Below are 16,352 nucleotides of genomic sequence, written 5' to 3' on the forward strand. Positions count from 1 at the left end.
TGGTTCCCAGCAATTCATGCCATTCGTCTACCACAACGGCATTGAGGTTTTTGAATGTCATATCGTAGTTTTTTGAAGAAAGTAAAAGCTGAAGACTTTCCGGTGTAGTGATTAGCAAATCCGGCATAGCTTTTTTTTGCGCGGCTCTTTCCTTTTGGGAGGTATCTCCGGTGCGAATCCCTACCGTTAATCCGCTACCTATTTCATCGGCAAAACGCCGGGCAGCCTGTTCAATTTCTACCGATAGCGCCCGAAGCGGTGTAAGCCAGATCGCTTTTAAGCCTTTTTTAGGCTGGGTTTTGTATTCCGGGTTGTTTTTTAAATAATCCAACACGATAGGAATCCACAGGGCATAGGTTTTCCCGCTACCTGTTGGGGCGTTGAGGAGGCCATTCTTTCCCTGTAAAAAAGCCGCCCAGGTTTGTTTTTGGAATGGAAAAGCTTTCCAGTCTTGCTGCTCAAACCAGGTTTCTGCTATTTTGGTTAGTTGGTTTCTGTTCATTTCTGAAAGACCTCACAGGTTTTTGAAACCTGTGAGGTCTATTTAAGTTAGTTATTTAGGTATCAAAGCCTTCAACTCTTCAAGGGTATTTGCCTCGTGAATATTCTTATCTGTTCGCCAGCGCACCATTCTCGGGAACCTGGTGGCCACCCCGCTTTTATGCCGTTTAGATTCTGCTATCCCTTCAAAAGCGATTTCAAAAACGTGGTGTGGGGTTACACTTCTTACCGGCCCAAATCGTTCCAGGGTGTTTTTTCTGATCCAGGCATCAAGTTTTCTGAATTCAGCATCGGTGAGGCCGGAGTATGCTTTAGCAAAGGTTACCAGCTCCTTTTTCTCCTCATCCCATAAACCAAAAGTATAATCGGTGAAAAGATTGCTTCTTCTGCCATGACCTCGCATTGCGTAAGTGAGCACGGCATCAACCGTTAGCGGGTCAACTTTCCATTTCCACCAATCGCCTTTTTTTCTTCCTACTAAATAAGGCGAGTCCAGTCGTTTCAGCATCAAACCTTCCGATTTCTCTTCCCGTGCTCTTTCTCTTTCTTCTGCAACTTCAGTCCAGGAATTAAAAGAAATTTTTTCAGATAAATGAAGAGGAGAATTTTCAGAAGAGACTTCAGAATAGAGCATCTCAAGAACCTCTCGTCTTTCAGCAAAAGGATGATTTCTGATATCTTTCCCCTTCCATTCCAAAACATCGTAAGCCTTGAGGATTACCGGAGTCTTTTTCAGAAGATTTTTACTGATGTTTTTCCGTCCAATCCGGGTTTGAAGATCCTTAAAAGTGCCTATCTGACCGTTAGGAAATGAGAGGATCTCACCGTCCAAAACAGTTCCATTGGGAATGGCTCCAACGAAATCCTGGAACTCCGGATATTTGTCGGTAACCAGTTCTTCACCCCGGCTCCAAACGAATAATTCATCGTTGCGAACAATGACCTGGGAGCGAATGCCATCCCATTTATGTTCGGCGCTCCATTGGGAAACATCTCCCAAATCCTCTACCTCACCATCTATGGCGTAGGCCAGATAAAAAGGATAAGGTTTTGAAAGGTAATCTTCCTCGTTTTCTTCGAGGATAAGACTTGAAAAGCTTGTTTTTGAGGGCTTCCAGTTTCCCATCATCTTATAAGCCAAAATATCTTCATCTATATCAGTAGCACTGGAAAGTGCCCGGGTCATTAATTTCTGACTCACCCCTATTCTGAAACTTCCGGTGATAAGTTTGGTAAAGACAAATCGCTCGTAATAATTCAGCGAAAGCCAATTCTCAAGCAGGTATTCCTTTTTTTCCTCTTCACTTCGCGGCTTGAGGTTGATTATTTCTTGAAGAAACTGACTCAGACTTTTTTCTGAAGATTCTTCTGCAGGGGGAATTACCAGGGCAATTGTTTCTGCCAGGTCTCCCACGATATGATAAGATTCTTCGAACAACCAAAGTGGAATTTCGGCCAATTCTGAAGCCCAGTTTCGCATCAGGGTAGTATTCACAGGTCTTGGTGGGCGGCGATGAGAAAGAATTGCTATGGTCCAGACCTTATCCTTATCTGGAGCCGATTTGAAATAATCGGTAAGGGCCTCAACCTTCAGGGAAGTTTTATTTGTGGTGTCTAATGTTTTTATTAATGCTGCGAATCTCTTCATAATGTGTAGTTCCCAAAGGCGGAAATCTAATTTTCAACTTTTACTTCCAGTTCTCCCATTTCGCCTTCGAATTGCGTTTCTACCGTCCTGGCATCATAGCCTTGCTCGCACAGAAATCGGGAAAAAATATCGGTGTAACCGTGAGTACAGATTATCTTTTCTGCTTCAGTAGCCTTAATGGATTTTAGCAACCCCTGCCAGTCACAATGATCTGAAAGTACAAAACCACGATCAATAGCACGCCTTCTCCTTGCGCCTCTAAACGTCATCCAACCGCTTGCTGATCCCGTGACATAAGGCGTCATTTTTTTTATCCAGGGAGACCCGTGCGCACTTGGTGGTGCAATGACCATATTCCCTTTTATTTCATCCTTTTTTACATCGCGGGTTATCCTGGTTGTCTCGGGGAAATCTACCTGAGAACGGAGGACTTCTGTCATATTTTCAATTGCGCCATGAGTGTAAATTTTTCCTATGGAAGAGTCTAAATGCTTGAGCAGGCGCTGGGCCTTACCAAGAGAATATCCAAAAAGCACCGAAGTTCTGCCGTCTTCTCTGTTTTGTTGCCACCAGGAATTGATCTCATCAAAAACTTCATTTTGCGGTTGCCACTTAAAAGCTGGGAGACCGAAGGTACATTCAGTAATAAAAGTATGACATTTTACAGGTTCAAACGGCACTGCCAGTCCGTCGTTTTCATCTTTATAATCACCGCTAAAAACCCAGATCTCACCTTTATGTTCCACACGTATTTGCGAAGAGCCAATAATATGACCGGCCGGATGCAGTGAGAATTTCACCCCGTTTATGGTAAAAGTTTCATTCCATTCTTTTCCGCTCACTTCAATATCCCCCAAGCGATGTTTTATTATTGGAATATTACTGTGATGTGTTATATACTTTTTATGCCCCAAACGGGAATGATCGGCATGGCCATGAGAAATAATGGCTTTATCTACCGGTTTCCAGGGGTCGAGATAGACATCGGCAATGGCACAGTAAATACCTTTATCATCAAATACTAAAAGGGGTTTCTCCATTCCTAAAGGGCTTATTACTGAAATTACCCAAAATGAACCGCATAAAAAAAGGATTAAGAAAAGATTAGCGAAAGTCTAAAACACCATCTTTTTAGCAGATTTTTAAAAGAAAATGCTTTTGGCTTTAGCTATATTTGTAGTATAAAACTCAATAAAATGTCAATTTCAGATTTATTCGGATCAGGGGAACATCTTCGAAACATTAATCATTTTGCCTGCATTGTAAACCTGGCAAGTGTAGATGGAGAGATCAATGAACAGGAAGAAACTCTTTTAAGACGTTTCGCCCATAAGCTGGACATCAACGAAACGGAATATAAAATGGTAATTAGGAATTCCAATGAATTCCCTGTAAATGCCTACAACAGTGTGGAAGAGCGCCTTGAGCGCCTTCACGATCTTTTTAAGATCATTTTCGCGGATAGCAGTATTGACCGTGGAGAAGAGGAGCTAATAAAACGCTATGCCATTGGGCTGGGTTTTTCCAGCGAAGCTTCTGAAGCTATTATCAAACGTTCTATCCAGATTTTCACAGGTCAAATAAGTTTTGACGACTATAGATTTCTGTTAGAAAAAGAAGATTAGTACCTAAGATACAGTTTAAAAAATCCCGCAAAAGCGGGATTTTTTATTTCATAAAAGCTAGATCTTATTGATATTTTCTCATAAATTCTTCGGCTTTTTCTACCATCTTTTTGCTTCCGGCGAAAAAAGGTGCCCGCTGATGCAATTCGGTTGGTTCAATATCCAGAATTCTGTTATAACCATCACTGGCTTTGCCTCCTGACTGCTCAATAATAAATGCCATAGGATTACATTCATAAAGCAATCTTAGTTTACCGTTAAATGCTTTTGAACTTTTCGGATAAATGAAAATTCCACCTTTTATCATATTCCGGTGTATATCAGAAACCATTGAACCAATATACCTGGAGGTATAAGGCCGGTCTTGTTTCTCTTCCTGGCAGTATTTAATGTATTTCTTTACTCCTTCTGGAAAGTGCACGTAATTACCCTCGTTAATAGAGTAAATTCTACCCTCTTCCGGAAATTTCATGTCAGGATGGGAAAGATACCAGGATCCCAGCGCGGGATTAAGCGTAAAGCCGTTAACTCCGTGGCCGGTTGTATAGACCAACATTGTAGAGGTCCCATAAATTATATATCCGGCAGCTACCTGTTTATTTCCAGGTTGAAGAAAATCTTCTTTGGTAGCGGGAGTGCCAATTGGTGTAACCCTGCGATAAACCGAAAATATAGTTCCTACAGAAACATTAACATCAATATTTGAACTTCCGTCGAGAGGATCCATTAAGACCACATATTTATTCTTATGATCGTTATTGCAACCGGCAATTGTGATGAAGTCGTCATTTTCTTCAGAAGCTATTCCGCAAACGATCTCCCGGTTGGTAAGGGTTTGAATGAATTTCTTATTGGCATAAACATCCAGTTTTTGCTGATCTTCTCCCTGAATATTGGTTTCTCCATAAGCTCCAATAATATCCACAAGTCCCGCCTTATTCACTTCATGGTTCACCACTTTTGCAGCAAGGCGTATGGAATTGATCAATCTTGATAGTTCTCCGGAGGAATAGGGGAAATCTGCCTGATTATCTATTATAAATTCCCCGAGGGTTTGATATTGCTTAGCCATACTTATGTTTTTGTGGTTCAAAAATATTTAAAATAAACACTTACTACAACGTTTTCGCTTATTATATATTTCAAGTTGTATTTTTGTGTTAAACGAGATGGAAAAATGAACTATACTATTAGAGAAGCAACTCCCGAAGATATGCCAGAAGTTCTGGAACTTATAAAAGAACTGGCAGAGTTTGAAAAAGAGCCCGATGCTGTAATTGTCACAGCTCAAGACCTTAAAAAGGATGGTTTTGGCGAGAATCCATCTTTTATATGTTTTGTTGCTGAAGTAAACGGGAAAATTGAGGGAATGGCACTTTGTTATTTCCGGTATTCAACCTGGAAAGGAAAAACCGTCCACCTTGAGGATCTGGTGATTAGAAAAGAATTCAGACAAAAAGGCCTGGGAAAGGCATTATATACCAAAATAATCGAGTTTGCTAAAAAAGAAGGAGTAAAACGGGTAGAATGGGTTGTGTTGGACTGGAATACCCCTGCGAAAAACTTCTATACCAAAACTGGAGCATTTGTCTTTGATGACTGGTGTACCGTGCAGATGGATGAACAGGCCATGGATGAATATCTTAAAAAAGCACGTTAATTTAAAGCTAAGCCGCGGGTGATTTACTAAATCTATTCCTAATTTTGAATTAGGACCAACTTAAAAACCAGAAATTATGAGTATAGATTACAAAATCAGGGAAGCTAAACGCGATGATATGCCTGCCGTTCTTGAACTTATAAAAGAATTGGCAGCTTATGAAAATGCTGCCGATGAAGTTGAGATCCACCTTGACGATTTGGTAAAAGAAGGTTTTGAGGAAAAACACTTTAAATGTTTCGTCGCAGAAGTAAAAGGTAGGATAGAAGGAATGGCGCTGGTTTATTTCCGCTTTTCTACCTGGAAAGGCCGCACGGTTCACCTTGAAGATCTTATTGTGCGCAAAAAAATGCGTGGTACAGGTCTCGGGGGAGCTCTTTACAACGAGGTAGTAAAATATGCCTATGAAAACGGCGTTAGACGTGTAGAGTGGGTAGTTTCTGAAGGGAACAAAAATGCAATAGAATTCTATGAGAACACCGGTGCCGAAATAAAGAAAAACTGGTACACCGTGCATATGGATGAGAGCGGAATCCAAAAAAACGTTGAAAAACTCGAATGAAAATATACAAGTTTGGAGGAGCTTCAGTAAAAGATCCTCAAGCAGTAAAAAACCTATTAAAGCTATTAACATCTAAAGACAATGGCAAGCTTCTTATCGTGATTTCAGCGATGGGAAAGACCACAAATGCCATTGAAAAAATTGTTTCAAAATATCTGGAGAACCAACAGATTCCAGGAGAACTTCAGGAATTAAAAAATTCCCATCTGGAGATTGCAAGAGAACTTTTTCCCGACCCTGCCCATCAGGTTTACAAAAAATTAACTCGTTTTATTGAGGAAGTTCGGAATTTCATGGAGCATAATAAATCCAATCGCTATGATTATGTTTATGACCAGGTTGTGAGTTACGGCGAGTTATTATCAACCATAATAATTAGCGAATACCTCAATTCCCATAATTATAAAAACACCTGGGTGGACGCCAGAACGGTTATAAAAACCGACAACACTTATCGCGATGCTCAGGTAAACTGGGAAGAAACCCAGGAAGCGATCGAAAGGAAAATAAACCGAAATCAGATAACTATCACCCAGGGGTTTATCGCTTCTGATGCCGATAATTTTACCACTACCCTAGGCCGGGAAGGAAGTGATTATACTGCAGGGATCTTTGCCTATTGCTTAAATGCCGAAAGTCTTAGCATCTGGAAAGATGTCCCCGGAGTCCTGAATGCCGATCCAAGGGAATTCACGCAAACTTCCCTCTTAAACCAAATCTCTTACGAAGAAGCTATCGAGCTCGCTTTTTACGGTGCTTCAGTTATACACCCAAAAACCCTGCAACCTCTTCAAAAGAAAGAGATTCCGCTTTACGTTAAATCTTTTGTACAACCGGATGGGAAGGGTACCTCAGTGAGCCGAGGCAACCGGATAGAACCCGAGATTCCTTGTTTCATTGTGAAGAAAAACCAGGTACTTATTTCACTCTCTTCCCTGGATTTTTCTTTTATGGTTGAAGAAAACATCAGTGAGATCTTTAGGCTCTTTCACCTCTACCAGATGAAGGTTGACCTTATTCAGAATTCGGCTATCAGTTTTTCGGTTTGTGTAGATAATAGGTTTAATCAACTGGAGAAGCTAATTCAGCACTTAAAAGCCAGGTTCAGGGTAAAATATAACACAGGAGTTTCTCTCTATACAATCAGGCATTTTAATGATGCGGCGATTGCCGGCCTGGAAAAAGACAAAGAAATTCTTCTGAAGCAAATAACCCGCGATACCGTACAATTGGTAACACGTAGCTAAATCCCATATTTGGCTTTCACGCCTGTTAATTTCATGTTATTCTGAAGCTTGTTTTAGGGAAACTTTCATTTCATTCTTATCTTTCAGGATATACCAAAAAACAATAAAAATATTATGGAAAGGATACTTATCGCAGGAGCGACAGGACATACAGGAAAAAGGGTGATAGAAATCCTCAACAATACTCAAAATTTCAAACCAATTGCTATGATTCGTGATGAATCGCAAAAACCGATGTTCGACGATATGGAAGTCGAAACTGTTTTTGCCGATCTCGAAGAAGATATCGAACACGCATTTAAAAAGATAGACCGGGTGATCTTTGCCGCAGGATCAGGCGGTGAAACCGGACCGGAAAAAACCATAAGCGTAGACCAAGAAGGTGCAAAGAAAATGGTGGATGCCGCGAAAAAATTCAAGGTGAAAAAATTCATCATGCTCAGTGCGATGGGCACGGATGATCCTTCTCAAAACAAGGACCTTGAACATTACCTGAAAGCTAAAAAAGAAGCCGACGATTATCTTGTAGACAGCGGGATTCCTTACACTATAGTGAGACCCGGCGCCTTAACCGATGACCTCGGGCTTGCAAAAGTAAAAGTTGCACCAAAACTTGAAGAACGCGGAGAGATCTCCCGGGATGATGTTGCTTTTTTACTGGTTATGTGCCTCGCCGATCCACTGGCTAAGAATATGGCTTTTGAAGCTTTAGAAGGTGAAGAATCAATAAAATCAGCGCTTATTGAATTAAGTCAGAATAACTAATGAATAGAGGCGGTTTTCTATAATTTTTCTGAAAGCCGCCTCTTCATATCTTATTTCTCGGAAATTCCTATTTCTTATCTCCTTTCCCGAATTTTCCAATTATTTTCCCGGCGATCACACTGGCCAATCTCTCGTGAGATTCTACCGTCCACCCCGCAACATGCGGACTTAGAATAACATTTTGCAAAAACATTAGCTCCTGCATGGCCCGGGGAATATTATTTTCTACACTAAGTGCAATTTTCTTCTCATTTGAAAAAAGACTTTCAAAAGAATCCTTTTCATATTCCAAAACGTCCAGGCCTGCGCCCAGGATACGACCATCTTTAAGGGCCTCAACAAGGTCCTCAGTAACCACGCTTTTTCCACGGGCAGTGTTGATGAACCAAAAGGGTTTATTAAATTTTCCGATGAATTCCTTATTTATCATCTGGTTGGTTTCAGGAGTTAAGGGAGTATGCAGACTTACTACATCCACCTTTTCTGCGAACTCTTCAAAAGAGACCTGACTGGCATTTTCATCTCCTACGTTCTCCTTAATATCATAGCAAAGTACTTCTACCTCAAAACCTCTGAGTTTCTTGGCAAAGGCCTTTCCCATATTTCCATAACCTATAATTCCTACGGTTTTTCCATCCAGTTCCAGGCCCCGGTTTTCTTCCCGGTGCCACAGGCCATCTCTTACTTCACGATCGGCTTTGTTTAATCTATTAAAAAGGGATAAAAGCATTCCCAGTGAATGTTCGGCTACGGCGTTCCGGTTTCCTTCAGGAGCAGAGAATAGTTCGATATTATGTGCTTTTGCATATTCCACATCAATGCTTTCAAGACCGGCACCAACTCTTGCTATAAATTTCAGGTTAGGCGCAGCGTCAATGAATTCTTTATCAATGGTATACCGGCTTCTTATCACAATCCCATCATACAAATGCTGATTAGCCAGAGTATCTTCCCTGGTTTGAGTGTAGCCTTCAATATTATGATGGCCCGCTTCTTCCAGCTGTTTCATGAGTGTTGGATGATTTGTATCCGCGTGTAAAATGATCATTTAAGTTTATTTTAATTCTGAGAAAATTACGAAGCACCTGCCTTTCAGAAGCTTAATTCTGACGCTGCAAGTGCAACAAACAAAGATAAAGAATGATGCCGAAACAATGAAAGATACCACCAGCGGTTCTAAAAACCAAGGATGGCTTTTGATAAATAAAAGAAGTGAGAATTTCCGAAAATATCTTTAGTAATAATAAAAAACGGCCTGGTTTCAATTACTGAATCTGAGCCTCAAATTCTAGCTGATGATTATATTTTAGGATAGTCATCTACCGTTAAGGTACTGGCTACATTTCCGGTATGTTTTAAACTGAGGTTTTCAAAGAGCATAATATGTACTTCTTCCCCGTCATCTGTTTTAGGACAATGCTTCACCCCTTTTGGAACCACCAACATTTCTCCCTCTTTCAAAGTTTCAGTTCTATCTTCAAATTGAATATAAAGTTTGCCTTTTATTACCTGAAAAAGTTCGTCTTCTTCCTCATGTACATGCCAAACAAATTCTCCGGTTACTTTTGCCAGTAAGATCTGCATATCATTTACTACTGCAATTTGATGCGGATGCCAGTGTTCACTAAATTTGGTAAGCTTCTCTTGTATATTGATAGTTTTCATAGTAGTATTCTAAAAACCAAGAATGACTTTAGATAAATAAAAGAATAGAAATATTCCCAAAATATCGTTGCTGGTGGTAATAAATGGTCCGGTGGCAATTGCCGGATCAATACCGCGCTTATCGAGAATAATGGGAACGAAGGTCCCTATAAGTGCCGCCAAAATGATAACGCTCAATAATGAAAGAGCAATAGAAAGACTCACTAGTTGTGGCTGCCCCACAATAAGCCCAAAAAGGATTATTAATAAGCCCAGAACAACACCATTGATTAGACTGAGACTTAGTTCCTTTAAGAGTCGCTTAAAGAGGCTGCCACGAAGATTATTATTAGCAAGTCCCTGAACGATTATCGCACTGGATTGTACTCCCACATTCCCGGCCATCGCCGCGATTAGCGGGGTGAAAAAGAACAAAACAGGATACTTTGCCAATGCTTCTTCAAAACCCTGCATCACATACACACTCCCTAATCCACCAAAAAGGCCAAGTACCAACCAGGGTAGTCTTGCACGGGTAAGTCGCCACACACTGTCATCGGCTTCTACACCTTCAGAGATACCTGCTGCCATTTGATAATCCTTTTCGGCTTCTTCCTTGATGAAATCTACAATATCATCAATGGTTACACGGCCTACTAAACGGCCCATTTCATCAACTACAGGGATAGCTTCCAGGTCATATTTCTGCATTATTCGGGCAACTTCTTCCCCGTCTGTATGCACATTCACATAATCCACCTGTGGGATATAAATATCGCTGATGTTGGCACGACTTGGCGCAGTTAGCAAATCCTTTAAAGATAGCCTTCCCTTTAATTTATTTTTATCGTCTACAACATAGATGGAATGAACGCGGGTAACGTTCTCGGCTTGTTGCCGCATTTCGGTCATACATCCGGTAACACTCCAGTTTTCGTTAACCTTTACGAGCTCTTTTGCCATAAGACCCCCGGCAGAATCCTCATCATAGCGCAAGAGCTCCACGATGTTATCGGCGTGTTCCTCATTGGCCATTTCGGCGATAACATTTTGCTGTCGCTCCAGGGAAAGTTCAGAAATGATATCGGCGGCGTCATCCGTATCCATTTCTTCCAGCTCATCGGCTATTTCCTTTGGGGTAAGTGTATCCAGAATGCGCTCCCGAACAATTTCTTCCAGCTCCATAAGAGCTTCGGCTGTTTTCTGGCTATCAAGTAACTTTACAACATAAACGGCTTCATCAAGGCTGAGCTCAGTAAGAATTTCAGCAATATCAGCGTGGTGCACGTCTTCAAGGTGCAAAAGAAGTTCCTCGTTATTTTGTTCTTCTACGAGGAATTTGATTTTCTCTATTAATTCATTGCTGATCTGAAATTGCATAGGGCTGAATTTTTAAGGTCAATTCAATAAATGCAGCGTGGCCCAGTTGTTCAGGACGCTCGTCAAATATAGTATCTTCCCTTAAACTATCGGGTAAATTGAAACTTTTTAAGCTATTTCTAAGAGTTTTACGGCGTTGATTAAAGGCAGTTTTAACAATTCTGAAAAAAAGCTTCTCGTCGCAGGCTAGTTTCAGGTTTTCCTTGCGGGTTAATCGCAATACTCCACTGTCTACTTTTGGTGGCGGATTGAAAACCGAAGGAGGAACCGTAAAAAGATATTCGGCTTCAAAAAAAGCCTGAACCAGCACGGAAAGAATTCCATAGGTTTTAGTTCCTTCTTTTTCACAAATTCGTTTGGCTACCTCTTTCTGAAACATCCCCGAAAATTCAGGAATTTGTTCCCTCATCTCCAAAACCTTAAATACGATTTGTGTAGAAATATTATACGGGAAATTTCCGATCACCGCAAAAGGTTCATTACCGAAAATTTCAGAAAGGTTATACTTTAAGAAATCCTTTTCATGAATTTTTCCTTCCAGCTGCGGGTAATTCTCTTTCAGATAGGCCACACTTTCAGTATCGATCTCGATCACGTGAACCTCAGCATCCTTTTTTAGCAAATATTTGGTTAGGACTCCCATCCCGGGGCCAATCTCCAGTACCTGTTTATAGCCTGACAGACTCAAGGTATCGGCAATTCTTTCAGCTATATTTTCATCGGTAAGAAAATGCTGTCCAAGATGTTTTTTTGCTCTAACCTCTGAATCTGAAAAGTGAGAAGCATATTTTTTCTGATATTTCCCCATTAAGAGCTGATGTTTTTAATTAAATTCCTGTTCGGTTATGATTTCAAGCTCTGTGCGGAAAACCACCATTTTACCTTCAAAGACTTTTCCTTTGGATCGCATATCCTGCGCATTCTCCTTATAATAGCTTTGAAGACTTTTCTTATCTGGAACGGTAAATTGTACAGAGTAGGTAATCCCGCCCATTTCTTCCTCAACCAAAACCCGGCTCATCAAGGCTTTGGTGAATTTGCCGGTTTTCAACATATCAGGAATATGTTCTGTTTTCATCCAGTCCAACCATTTGTCATGAACCGATTCTTCGATGTTTATAGTAACGTTATAAATGTACATAGGGATTGTTTATTCTATATTATCGCCGCGAAGACGACGGTATTTTTTGCGGGCATCTATAAAATAAATGCTGTCGGCAAAGTTAAAGATAATTTGTTCGTAATATTCCATTGCTCTCTCCGGATTATCCAGATGATCGGCATAGAGTTCGGCCAGGTAATAATTGGCGTTATCAGCAAGAATATCTGAGTTATAAAGCCTGATGATCTCCAGGTAATTAGATTCAGCCTTATGGTAGTCACCCGTAATTTCATAGAGTTCTGCCTGTTTTAAAAGAACTTCATCTTCAATCTTTTCTCCTTTGTGATTGGCAAGAATCTCATCAAGTATTGCAATGGCATCCTTGTTTTTCTCCTGAAATGCCATTAAATCGGCCCTGGCGTATTCTTTTAAAGCCACCTGAGCAGTGTCTTCGATAGAGTTGTCTTCGATGAGTAAGCTCAATTCCATCGCATCATTAGCGATCAACTGGGAAGTTGAAGATTTCAGCACATCCAGCTGAGTTTTTGCCCATTTAAAATCACCCTTAAAATAACTGGTCTTGGCAACATTAAACCGCGCCTGTTGCGACATCGCATCGTTTTTCACAAGATTCTGCACCTGGGAGTAGTAGATCAAAGCTTCATTGAACTTTTCTTCCAGCACCAGCACATCCGCCAAAAGCATTTTCACCCTTGCCTTATCAAAATTTGATTGTGTTTTTTCTGAAAGCTCTCTAAGCTGTCCAATCGCCTGCGAACGCTCCCCCGATTTGAAAGCCAGAAAACGAGCATAATCCAGCTGAAGGTCGAGCGTATTTAAATCAAGCCCGAATTCCTCGAAAAGCTTCTGATACTTTTTTTCTATATCCCGAAAATTTGTTGTTGTCTCTTTGGTCTCGAGATCAAGCAAGAATCTCTTTCCCTGTAAGACAATATTTTCTGAGGGTGCTTCTTCAATCGCATAGGCCACAATCTCTTTTGCAGCCTGAGAATCCTCTGCCCTCGCAGCCAGAACGCCAAGATTTAGAATATCCTGCAAGCCTGCTTCTCCCCGGCGGTAAACTGCTTTTTGCTGAGCAAAGGCTTTATCAAATTCCTTTTGCTGAATAAACAACCATGCGAGCATTTCATTATATAAGATTTGAGGATCTTCCTGGAGTTTTTTCAACAATATTTTTCTGAAAGTCTGGTTTGCTTCGTCGTTGGCATCTTCAGAAATATACCTTCCAAATTCACGATTGGCCACCGGAAACAAATTTGGGTTCTCTTCTATGAGCCCCAGGTAGTTCTCGAACATCTCTTCAATTTTGCCCTGTTCTCCATAGATACGGGCTAATTGAAGATGAAAGTTTTGATCGGAATTAAGCGCCATCCCTTTCTCATAGGCATCGGCGGCTTCATCGAGTAAATTGTATTTCTCAAATCCCCGGGCGATTCCGTAGGCGAAATTAGGCCTCGCATCGATGGCATCCAGTGCTTCCCGGTAGAATTGCTCTGCTTTCGTGGTATCTTTTCTAAGTTCGAAATTATGCCCAATCTCTATTAGTAAGTTGGGATTATTAGCAGAATTTTCCAGCTTCTCTCTTAGTAGATCTTCAGCGGAATCAAAATCTTCCAGCTGCTGGTATGAGGAGATCATCCCGTAGAAGAAAACCGGATTCCCCGGGTTTTCTTTCGCTAATTGCTGGTAAGTTTTCAGGGCTTTTTCATATTCCCCCTGGTCGAAAAAATTACGCGCAAGTTCTTCAGACTGGGCATTTGATCCAAACACCCCGAAAGAAAAAACCATTATAAAAAGCAAAATCCGCATCTTGTAAAGATAAGGATTTGACTTCTTCCGCAGTAATTTTCAGCAGTTTAATCAATAAGGTCAAAGCCGGTATAGGGAACTAGTACCTCAGGGATTTTAATTCCTTTTTCAGTCTGGTAGTTCTCTAAAATTCCGGCAAGAACACGAGGAAGAGCAAGAGCGCTTCCATTTAGGGTGTGTACCAGTTCTTTTTTACCTTCCTTATTTTTATATCGAAGTTTTAAGCGGTTGGCCTGGAAGGTTTCAAAATTAGAAACAGAACTTATTTCCAGCCAACGATCCTGGGCAGTTGAAAAAACTTCAAAATCATAGGTCAAAGCCGATGTAAACCCAAGGTCTCCTCCACATAGCCTTAAAATACGATATGGCAATTTTAGGTCTCGAAGCAACTCTTTAACGTGATCTACCATGTTATCCAGAGCGGCATAAGAATCTGCAGGTTTTTCAATTCTAACCACTTCAACTTTATCAAACTGATGAAGGCGGTTAAGTCCGCGAACATGTGCTCCGTACGAACCGGCTTCTCTTCTAAAACAAGGTGTATAGCCGGTGCAGGCAATTGGAAAATCCTTGTCGGTTAAAAGATTATCCCGAAACATATTGGTAATAGGAACCTCGGCGGTTGGGATCATGTAAAGATCGTCTTCTGCCATGTGGTACATTTGGCCTTCTTTATCCGGAAGTTGGCCAGTCCCAAAACCAGAAGCTTCATTGATCATTAATGGCACCTGGTATTCAGTATAGCCGGCTTCGGTTGCTTTGTCCAGAAAATAAGTAATTAAAGCGCGCTGCAATCTAGCGCCTTTTCCTTTGTAAACGGGAAAACCTGCCCCGGTGATCTTATTACCGAGTTCAAAATCTATAATGTCGTATTTTTTTGCGAGTTCCCAGTGCGGTAGAGCTGTATCTTCAAGCTTCGGTATATCTCCTTCCTTAAAAATCTCTTCATTATCTTCTTCAGAAGTTCCGGCAGGAACAGACTCGTGAGGCACATTTGGGATCGTGTATAGCAACTGCTCCAGTTCCTGAATTGTAGAACCAAGTTTTTCTGAAAGCTCTTTAGAATCCTCTTTTAATTTACCGGTCTTTTCTTTGATCAAATTGGCTTTTTGATGTTCGCCATTTTTGAACATTTTTCCAATCTCTTTTGAAAGCCTGTTAGACTCTGCGAGAATATCGTCAAGCCTGGTTTGGGTATTTCGGCGGGTTTCGTCCAGTTGTAAAACCTCATCAAGGATTGAGCGAGCCTCAAAATTTCTTTTTGCCAGGGCTTTGATGTAATCCTCTTTGTGCTCTCTAATATTATTGACTTGTAACATAGCTTCGTTTCTACCGGTTTGGAGCCGCAAATGTAACAAAAGCCCTGAAAAGTTTTAGTCTAATTTAGAAGGTAAAATCCAGTCTTTATGTTTAAAATGCTCCCATTCTTCGGCTGCCATATCCACCTTAGGATCAATAAGCCTCCGTGCAGGTCGACCATTGACTCGTACCCAAACATCAATATAAACCTCGACTTCTTTACCGCGGCTCGCATAATCTTCTTCTAAGCGTTGTGCGAATTGCCACAGCATATCGGGTTTGGAGTTAACAGCCCGCTCTTGTTTTCGTGAGAGATAATCAGATTTTTTTACGTAGATCGTGTCTGATGTGCCTTTTTCAACCACTTTAAAGGTGCTTCTCCCTCCTTTTGAACGCAGCATCATGCGCCAGCTTAACCTGTGCCCTTCCTCCGTCCAAAGCACGTTATCCTGAAAGAACCAGTGACGCAAGGGCAATGAGATCTGTACAATAAACCATCCCGAAATAAGAAACACGATCAGGTTTCTGTACTTTGGAATTATGACCTCATCTCCATCATAATAAGGTTTTCTTCGAAAGAGGAACCATTTATTGATCTTTTCAGAAGGAAAGAAGAAGAGACTAAAAGCCAGAGATAAATAGGGGAATATCCCGATATGAAAAATAAAGCTGTTGAAGAGGTGAAAGAATATCGCGGCAACGAAAGCTGGAACCCGGGTTTTTTTCCATAGCAGGGCGGGAATAATGAGTAAATCGAATAATAAGCCGAAATAAGCAATGCCATAGCGCACCCATCCCTGCTGAAGAAAATCGCCTACCAGCCAGTAGTCCTCCTTGCTTTTCATTAAAATAGCCGGGAGCGTACCGTCAAGCCAGTCGGGATAAAGTTTTGCAATTGCAGCGTATGTAAAAACGATCCAGAGCTGAAGTACTATCACCAGCCACACCCAACGCGGCATAGAGATACTCCTGATCTTTTTATTCCTCCACGCATCTATAGAAAAATAGTGATGCATAGGGAGAAAAACGAAGATCATACAAAGCAGCATCAACAAATAATAATGATTGTTATATGAAGATTTCTGCATC

The 16,352-nt window shown here is 41.0% G+C and carries 17 protein-coding genes; 5 read left to right on the forward strand and 12 right to left on the reverse strand.

The genetic code is table 11. The features are described from left to right. The 3 genes from ACESK1_RS07710 to ACESK1_RS07720 form a co-directional block, all read right to left on the reverse strand. Positions 1-502, reverse strand: a 502-nt coding sequence (locus tag ACESK1_RS07710; RefSeq protein ID WP_372919595.1) for a DEAD/DEAH box helicase, incomplete at its 3' end; no start/stop codon positions are given. A gap of 51 nt (positions 503-553) precedes the next feature. After that, positions 554-2,149, reverse strand: a complete 1,596-nt coding sequence (locus tag ACESK1_RS07715) for an ATP-dependent DNA ligase (RefSeq protein WP_372919597.1) — start codon at positions 2,147-2,149, stop codon at positions 554-556. A gap of 26 nt (positions 2,150-2,175) precedes the next feature. Continuing rightward, on the reverse strand, positions 2,176-3,189 hold the full coding sequence (locus ACESK1_RS07720; RefSeq protein ID WP_372919599.1) for a ligase-associated DNA damage response exonuclease: 1,014 nt from the start codon (positions 3,187-3,189) through the stop codon (positions 2,176-2,178). 156 nt (positions 3,190-3,345) lie between these two features. Here ACESK1_RS07720 and ACESK1_RS07725 point away from each other — a divergent pair, with 156 nt between their 5' ends. Next, positions 3,346-3,774: a TerB family tellurite resistance protein gene (locus tag ACESK1_RS07725; protein ID WP_372919601.1), complete on the forward strand. Its 429-nt coding sequence runs from the start codon at positions 3,346-3,348 to the stop codon at positions 3,772-3,774. Positions 3,775-3,838: 64 nt separating this feature from the next. Here the strand turns inward: ACESK1_RS07725 and fbp are convergent, their stop codons facing one another. Next, positions 3,839-4,846, reverse strand: a complete 1,008-nt coding sequence (fbp, locus tag ACESK1_RS07730) for a class 1 fructose-bisphosphatase (protein ID WP_372919603.1) — start codon at positions 4,844-4,846, stop codon at positions 3,839-3,841. A 105-nt stretch (positions 4,847-4,951) separates the two neighbouring features. Here fbp and ACESK1_RS07735 point away from each other — a divergent pair, with 105 nt between their 5' ends. From ACESK1_RS07735 to ACESK1_RS07750, 4 genes are all read left to right on the forward strand, one after another. Then, entirely contained in the window at positions 4,952-5,434 is a 483-nt protein-coding gene (locus tag ACESK1_RS07735) for an N-acetyltransferase family protein (RefSeq protein WP_372919605.1), read from the forward strand. Positions 5,435-5,516: 82 nt separating this feature from the next. After that, complete coding sequence (locus ACESK1_RS07740; protein WP_372919636.1) at positions 5,517-5,996, forward strand: N-acetyltransferase family protein; 480 nt, start codon at positions 5,517-5,519, stop codon at positions 5,994-5,996. Then, a complete protein-coding gene (locus ACESK1_RS07745; RefSeq protein ID WP_372919607.1) occupies positions 5,993-7,243 on the forward strand; it encodes an aspartate kinase in 1,251 nt (416 codons plus the stop codon). Before ACESK1_RS07740 ends, ACESK1_RS07745 begins: the two co-directional genes overlap by 4 nt. Positions 7,244-7,357: 114 nt before the next feature. After that, positions 7,358-8,008: an SDR family oxidoreductase gene (locus tag ACESK1_RS07750; protein WP_372919609.1), complete on the forward strand. Its 651-nt coding sequence runs from the start codon at positions 7,358-7,360 to the stop codon at positions 8,006-8,008. Between the two features lie 67 nt (positions 8,009-8,075). Here ACESK1_RS07750 and ACESK1_RS07755 read toward each other — a convergent pair whose 3' ends face one another. The 8 genes from ACESK1_RS07755 to ACESK1_RS07790 all read right to left on the reverse strand — a co-directional run. Beyond that, complete coding sequence (locus tag ACESK1_RS07755; RefSeq protein ID WP_372919611.1) at positions 8,076-9,056, reverse strand: 2-hydroxyacid dehydrogenase; 981 nt, start codon at positions 9,054-9,056, stop codon at positions 8,076-8,078. Between the two features lie 251 nt (positions 9,057-9,307). Continuing rightward, the gene (locus ACESK1_RS07760) at positions 9,308-9,673 is read right to left on the reverse strand and encodes a cupin domain-containing protein (protein ID WP_372919613.1); all 366 of its coding nucleotides are present in this window, start codon (positions 9,671-9,673) and stop codon (positions 9,308-9,310) included. A 9-nt stretch (positions 9,674-9,682) separates the two neighbouring features. Beyond that, the gene (gene mgtE / locus ACESK1_RS07765) at positions 9,683-11,032 is read right to left on the reverse strand and encodes a magnesium transporter (RefSeq protein ID WP_372919615.1); all 1,350 of its coding nucleotides are present in this window, start codon (positions 11,030-11,032) and stop codon (positions 9,683-9,685) included. Continuing rightward, positions 11,010-11,840, reverse strand: coding sequence for a 16S rRNA (adenine(1518)-N(6)/adenine(1519)-N(6))-dimethyltransferase RsmA (gene rsmA / locus ACESK1_RS07770; RefSeq protein WP_372919617.1), 831 nt, complete (start codon positions 11,838-11,840; stop codon positions 11,010-11,012). The genes mgtE and rsmA overlap by 23 nt, the downstream gene beginning before the upstream one ends. Positions 11,841-11,855: 15 nt before the next feature. Continuing rightward, positions 11,856-12,173, reverse strand: coding sequence for a DUF4286 family protein (locus ACESK1_RS07775; RefSeq protein WP_372919619.1), 318 nt, complete (start codon positions 12,171-12,173; stop codon positions 11,856-11,858). A gap of 9 nt (positions 12,174-12,182) precedes the next feature. Beyond that, entirely contained in the window at positions 12,183-13,964 is a 1,782-nt protein-coding gene (locus ACESK1_RS07780) for a tetratricopeptide repeat protein (protein ID WP_372919621.1), read from the reverse strand. 47 nt (positions 13,965-14,011) lie between these two features. Continuing rightward, a complete protein-coding gene (serS, locus tag ACESK1_RS07785; protein WP_372919623.1) occupies positions 14,012-15,283 on the reverse strand; it encodes a serine--tRNA ligase in 1,272 nt (423 codons plus the stop codon). A gap of 54 nt (positions 15,284-15,337) precedes the next feature. Continuing rightward, positions 15,338-16,352 (reverse strand): HTTM domain-containing protein (locus ACESK1_RS07790; protein ID WP_372919625.1); only part of this gene is annotated, 1,015 nt, incomplete at its 5' end.

The organism is Salegentibacter sp., assembly GCF_041642575.1.
Taxonomy (GTDB): Bacteria; Bacteroidota; Bacteroidia; order Flavobacteriales; family Flavobacteriaceae; genus Salegentibacter.

Coding starts and splice junctions, on each gene's coding strand:
- ACESK1_RS07755 (WP_372919611.1), bottom strand. CDS start 9,056: ATGATCATTTTACACGCGGATACAAATCATCCAACACTCATGAAACAG.
- ACESK1_RS07735 (WP_372919605.1), top strand. CDS start 4,952: ATGAACTATACTATTAGAGAAGCAACTCCCGAAGATATGCCAGAAGTT.
- mgtE (WP_372919615.1), bottom strand. CDS start 11,032: ATGCAATTTCAGATCAGCAATGAATTAATAGAGAAAATCAAATTCCTC.
- ACESK1_RS07775 (WP_372919619.1), bottom strand. CDS start 12,173: ATGTACATTTATAACGTTACTATAAACATCGAAGAATCGGTTCATGAC.
- ACESK1_RS07720 (WP_372919599.1), bottom strand. CDS start 3,189: ATGGAGAAACCCCTTTTAGTATTTGATGATAAAGGTATTTACTGTGCC.
- ACESK1_RS07745 (WP_372919607.1), top strand. CDS start 5,993: ATGAAAATATACAAGTTTGGAGGAGCTTCAGTAAAAGATCCTCAAGCA.
- ACESK1_RS07715 (WP_372919597.1), bottom strand. CDS start 2,149: ATGAAGAGATTCGCAGCATTAATAAAAACATTAGACACCACAAATAAA.
- ACESK1_RS07780 (WP_372919621.1), bottom strand. CDS start 13,964: ATGCGGATTTTGCTTTTTATAATGGTTTTTTCTTTCGGGGTGTTTGGA.
- ACESK1_RS07725 (WP_372919601.1), top strand. CDS start 3,346: ATGTCAATTTCAGATTTATTCGGATCAGGGGAACATCTTCGAAACATT.
- rsmA (WP_372919617.1), bottom strand. CDS start 11,840: ATGGGGAAATATCAGAAAAAATATGCTTCTCACTTTTCAGATTCAGAG.
- ACESK1_RS07750 (WP_372919609.1), top strand. CDS start 7,358: ATGGAAAGGATACTTATCGCAGGAGCGACAGGACATACAGGAAAAAGG.
- ACESK1_RS07760 (WP_372919613.1), bottom strand. CDS start 9,673: ATGAAAACTATCAATATACAAGAGAAGCTTACCAAATTTAGTGAACAC.
- fbp (WP_372919603.1), bottom strand. CDS start 4,846: ATGGCTAAGCAATATCAAACCCTCGGGGAATTTATAATAGATAATCAG.
- serS (WP_372919623.1), bottom strand. CDS start 15,283: ATGTTACAAGTCAATAATATTAGAGAGCACAAAGAGGATTACATCAAA.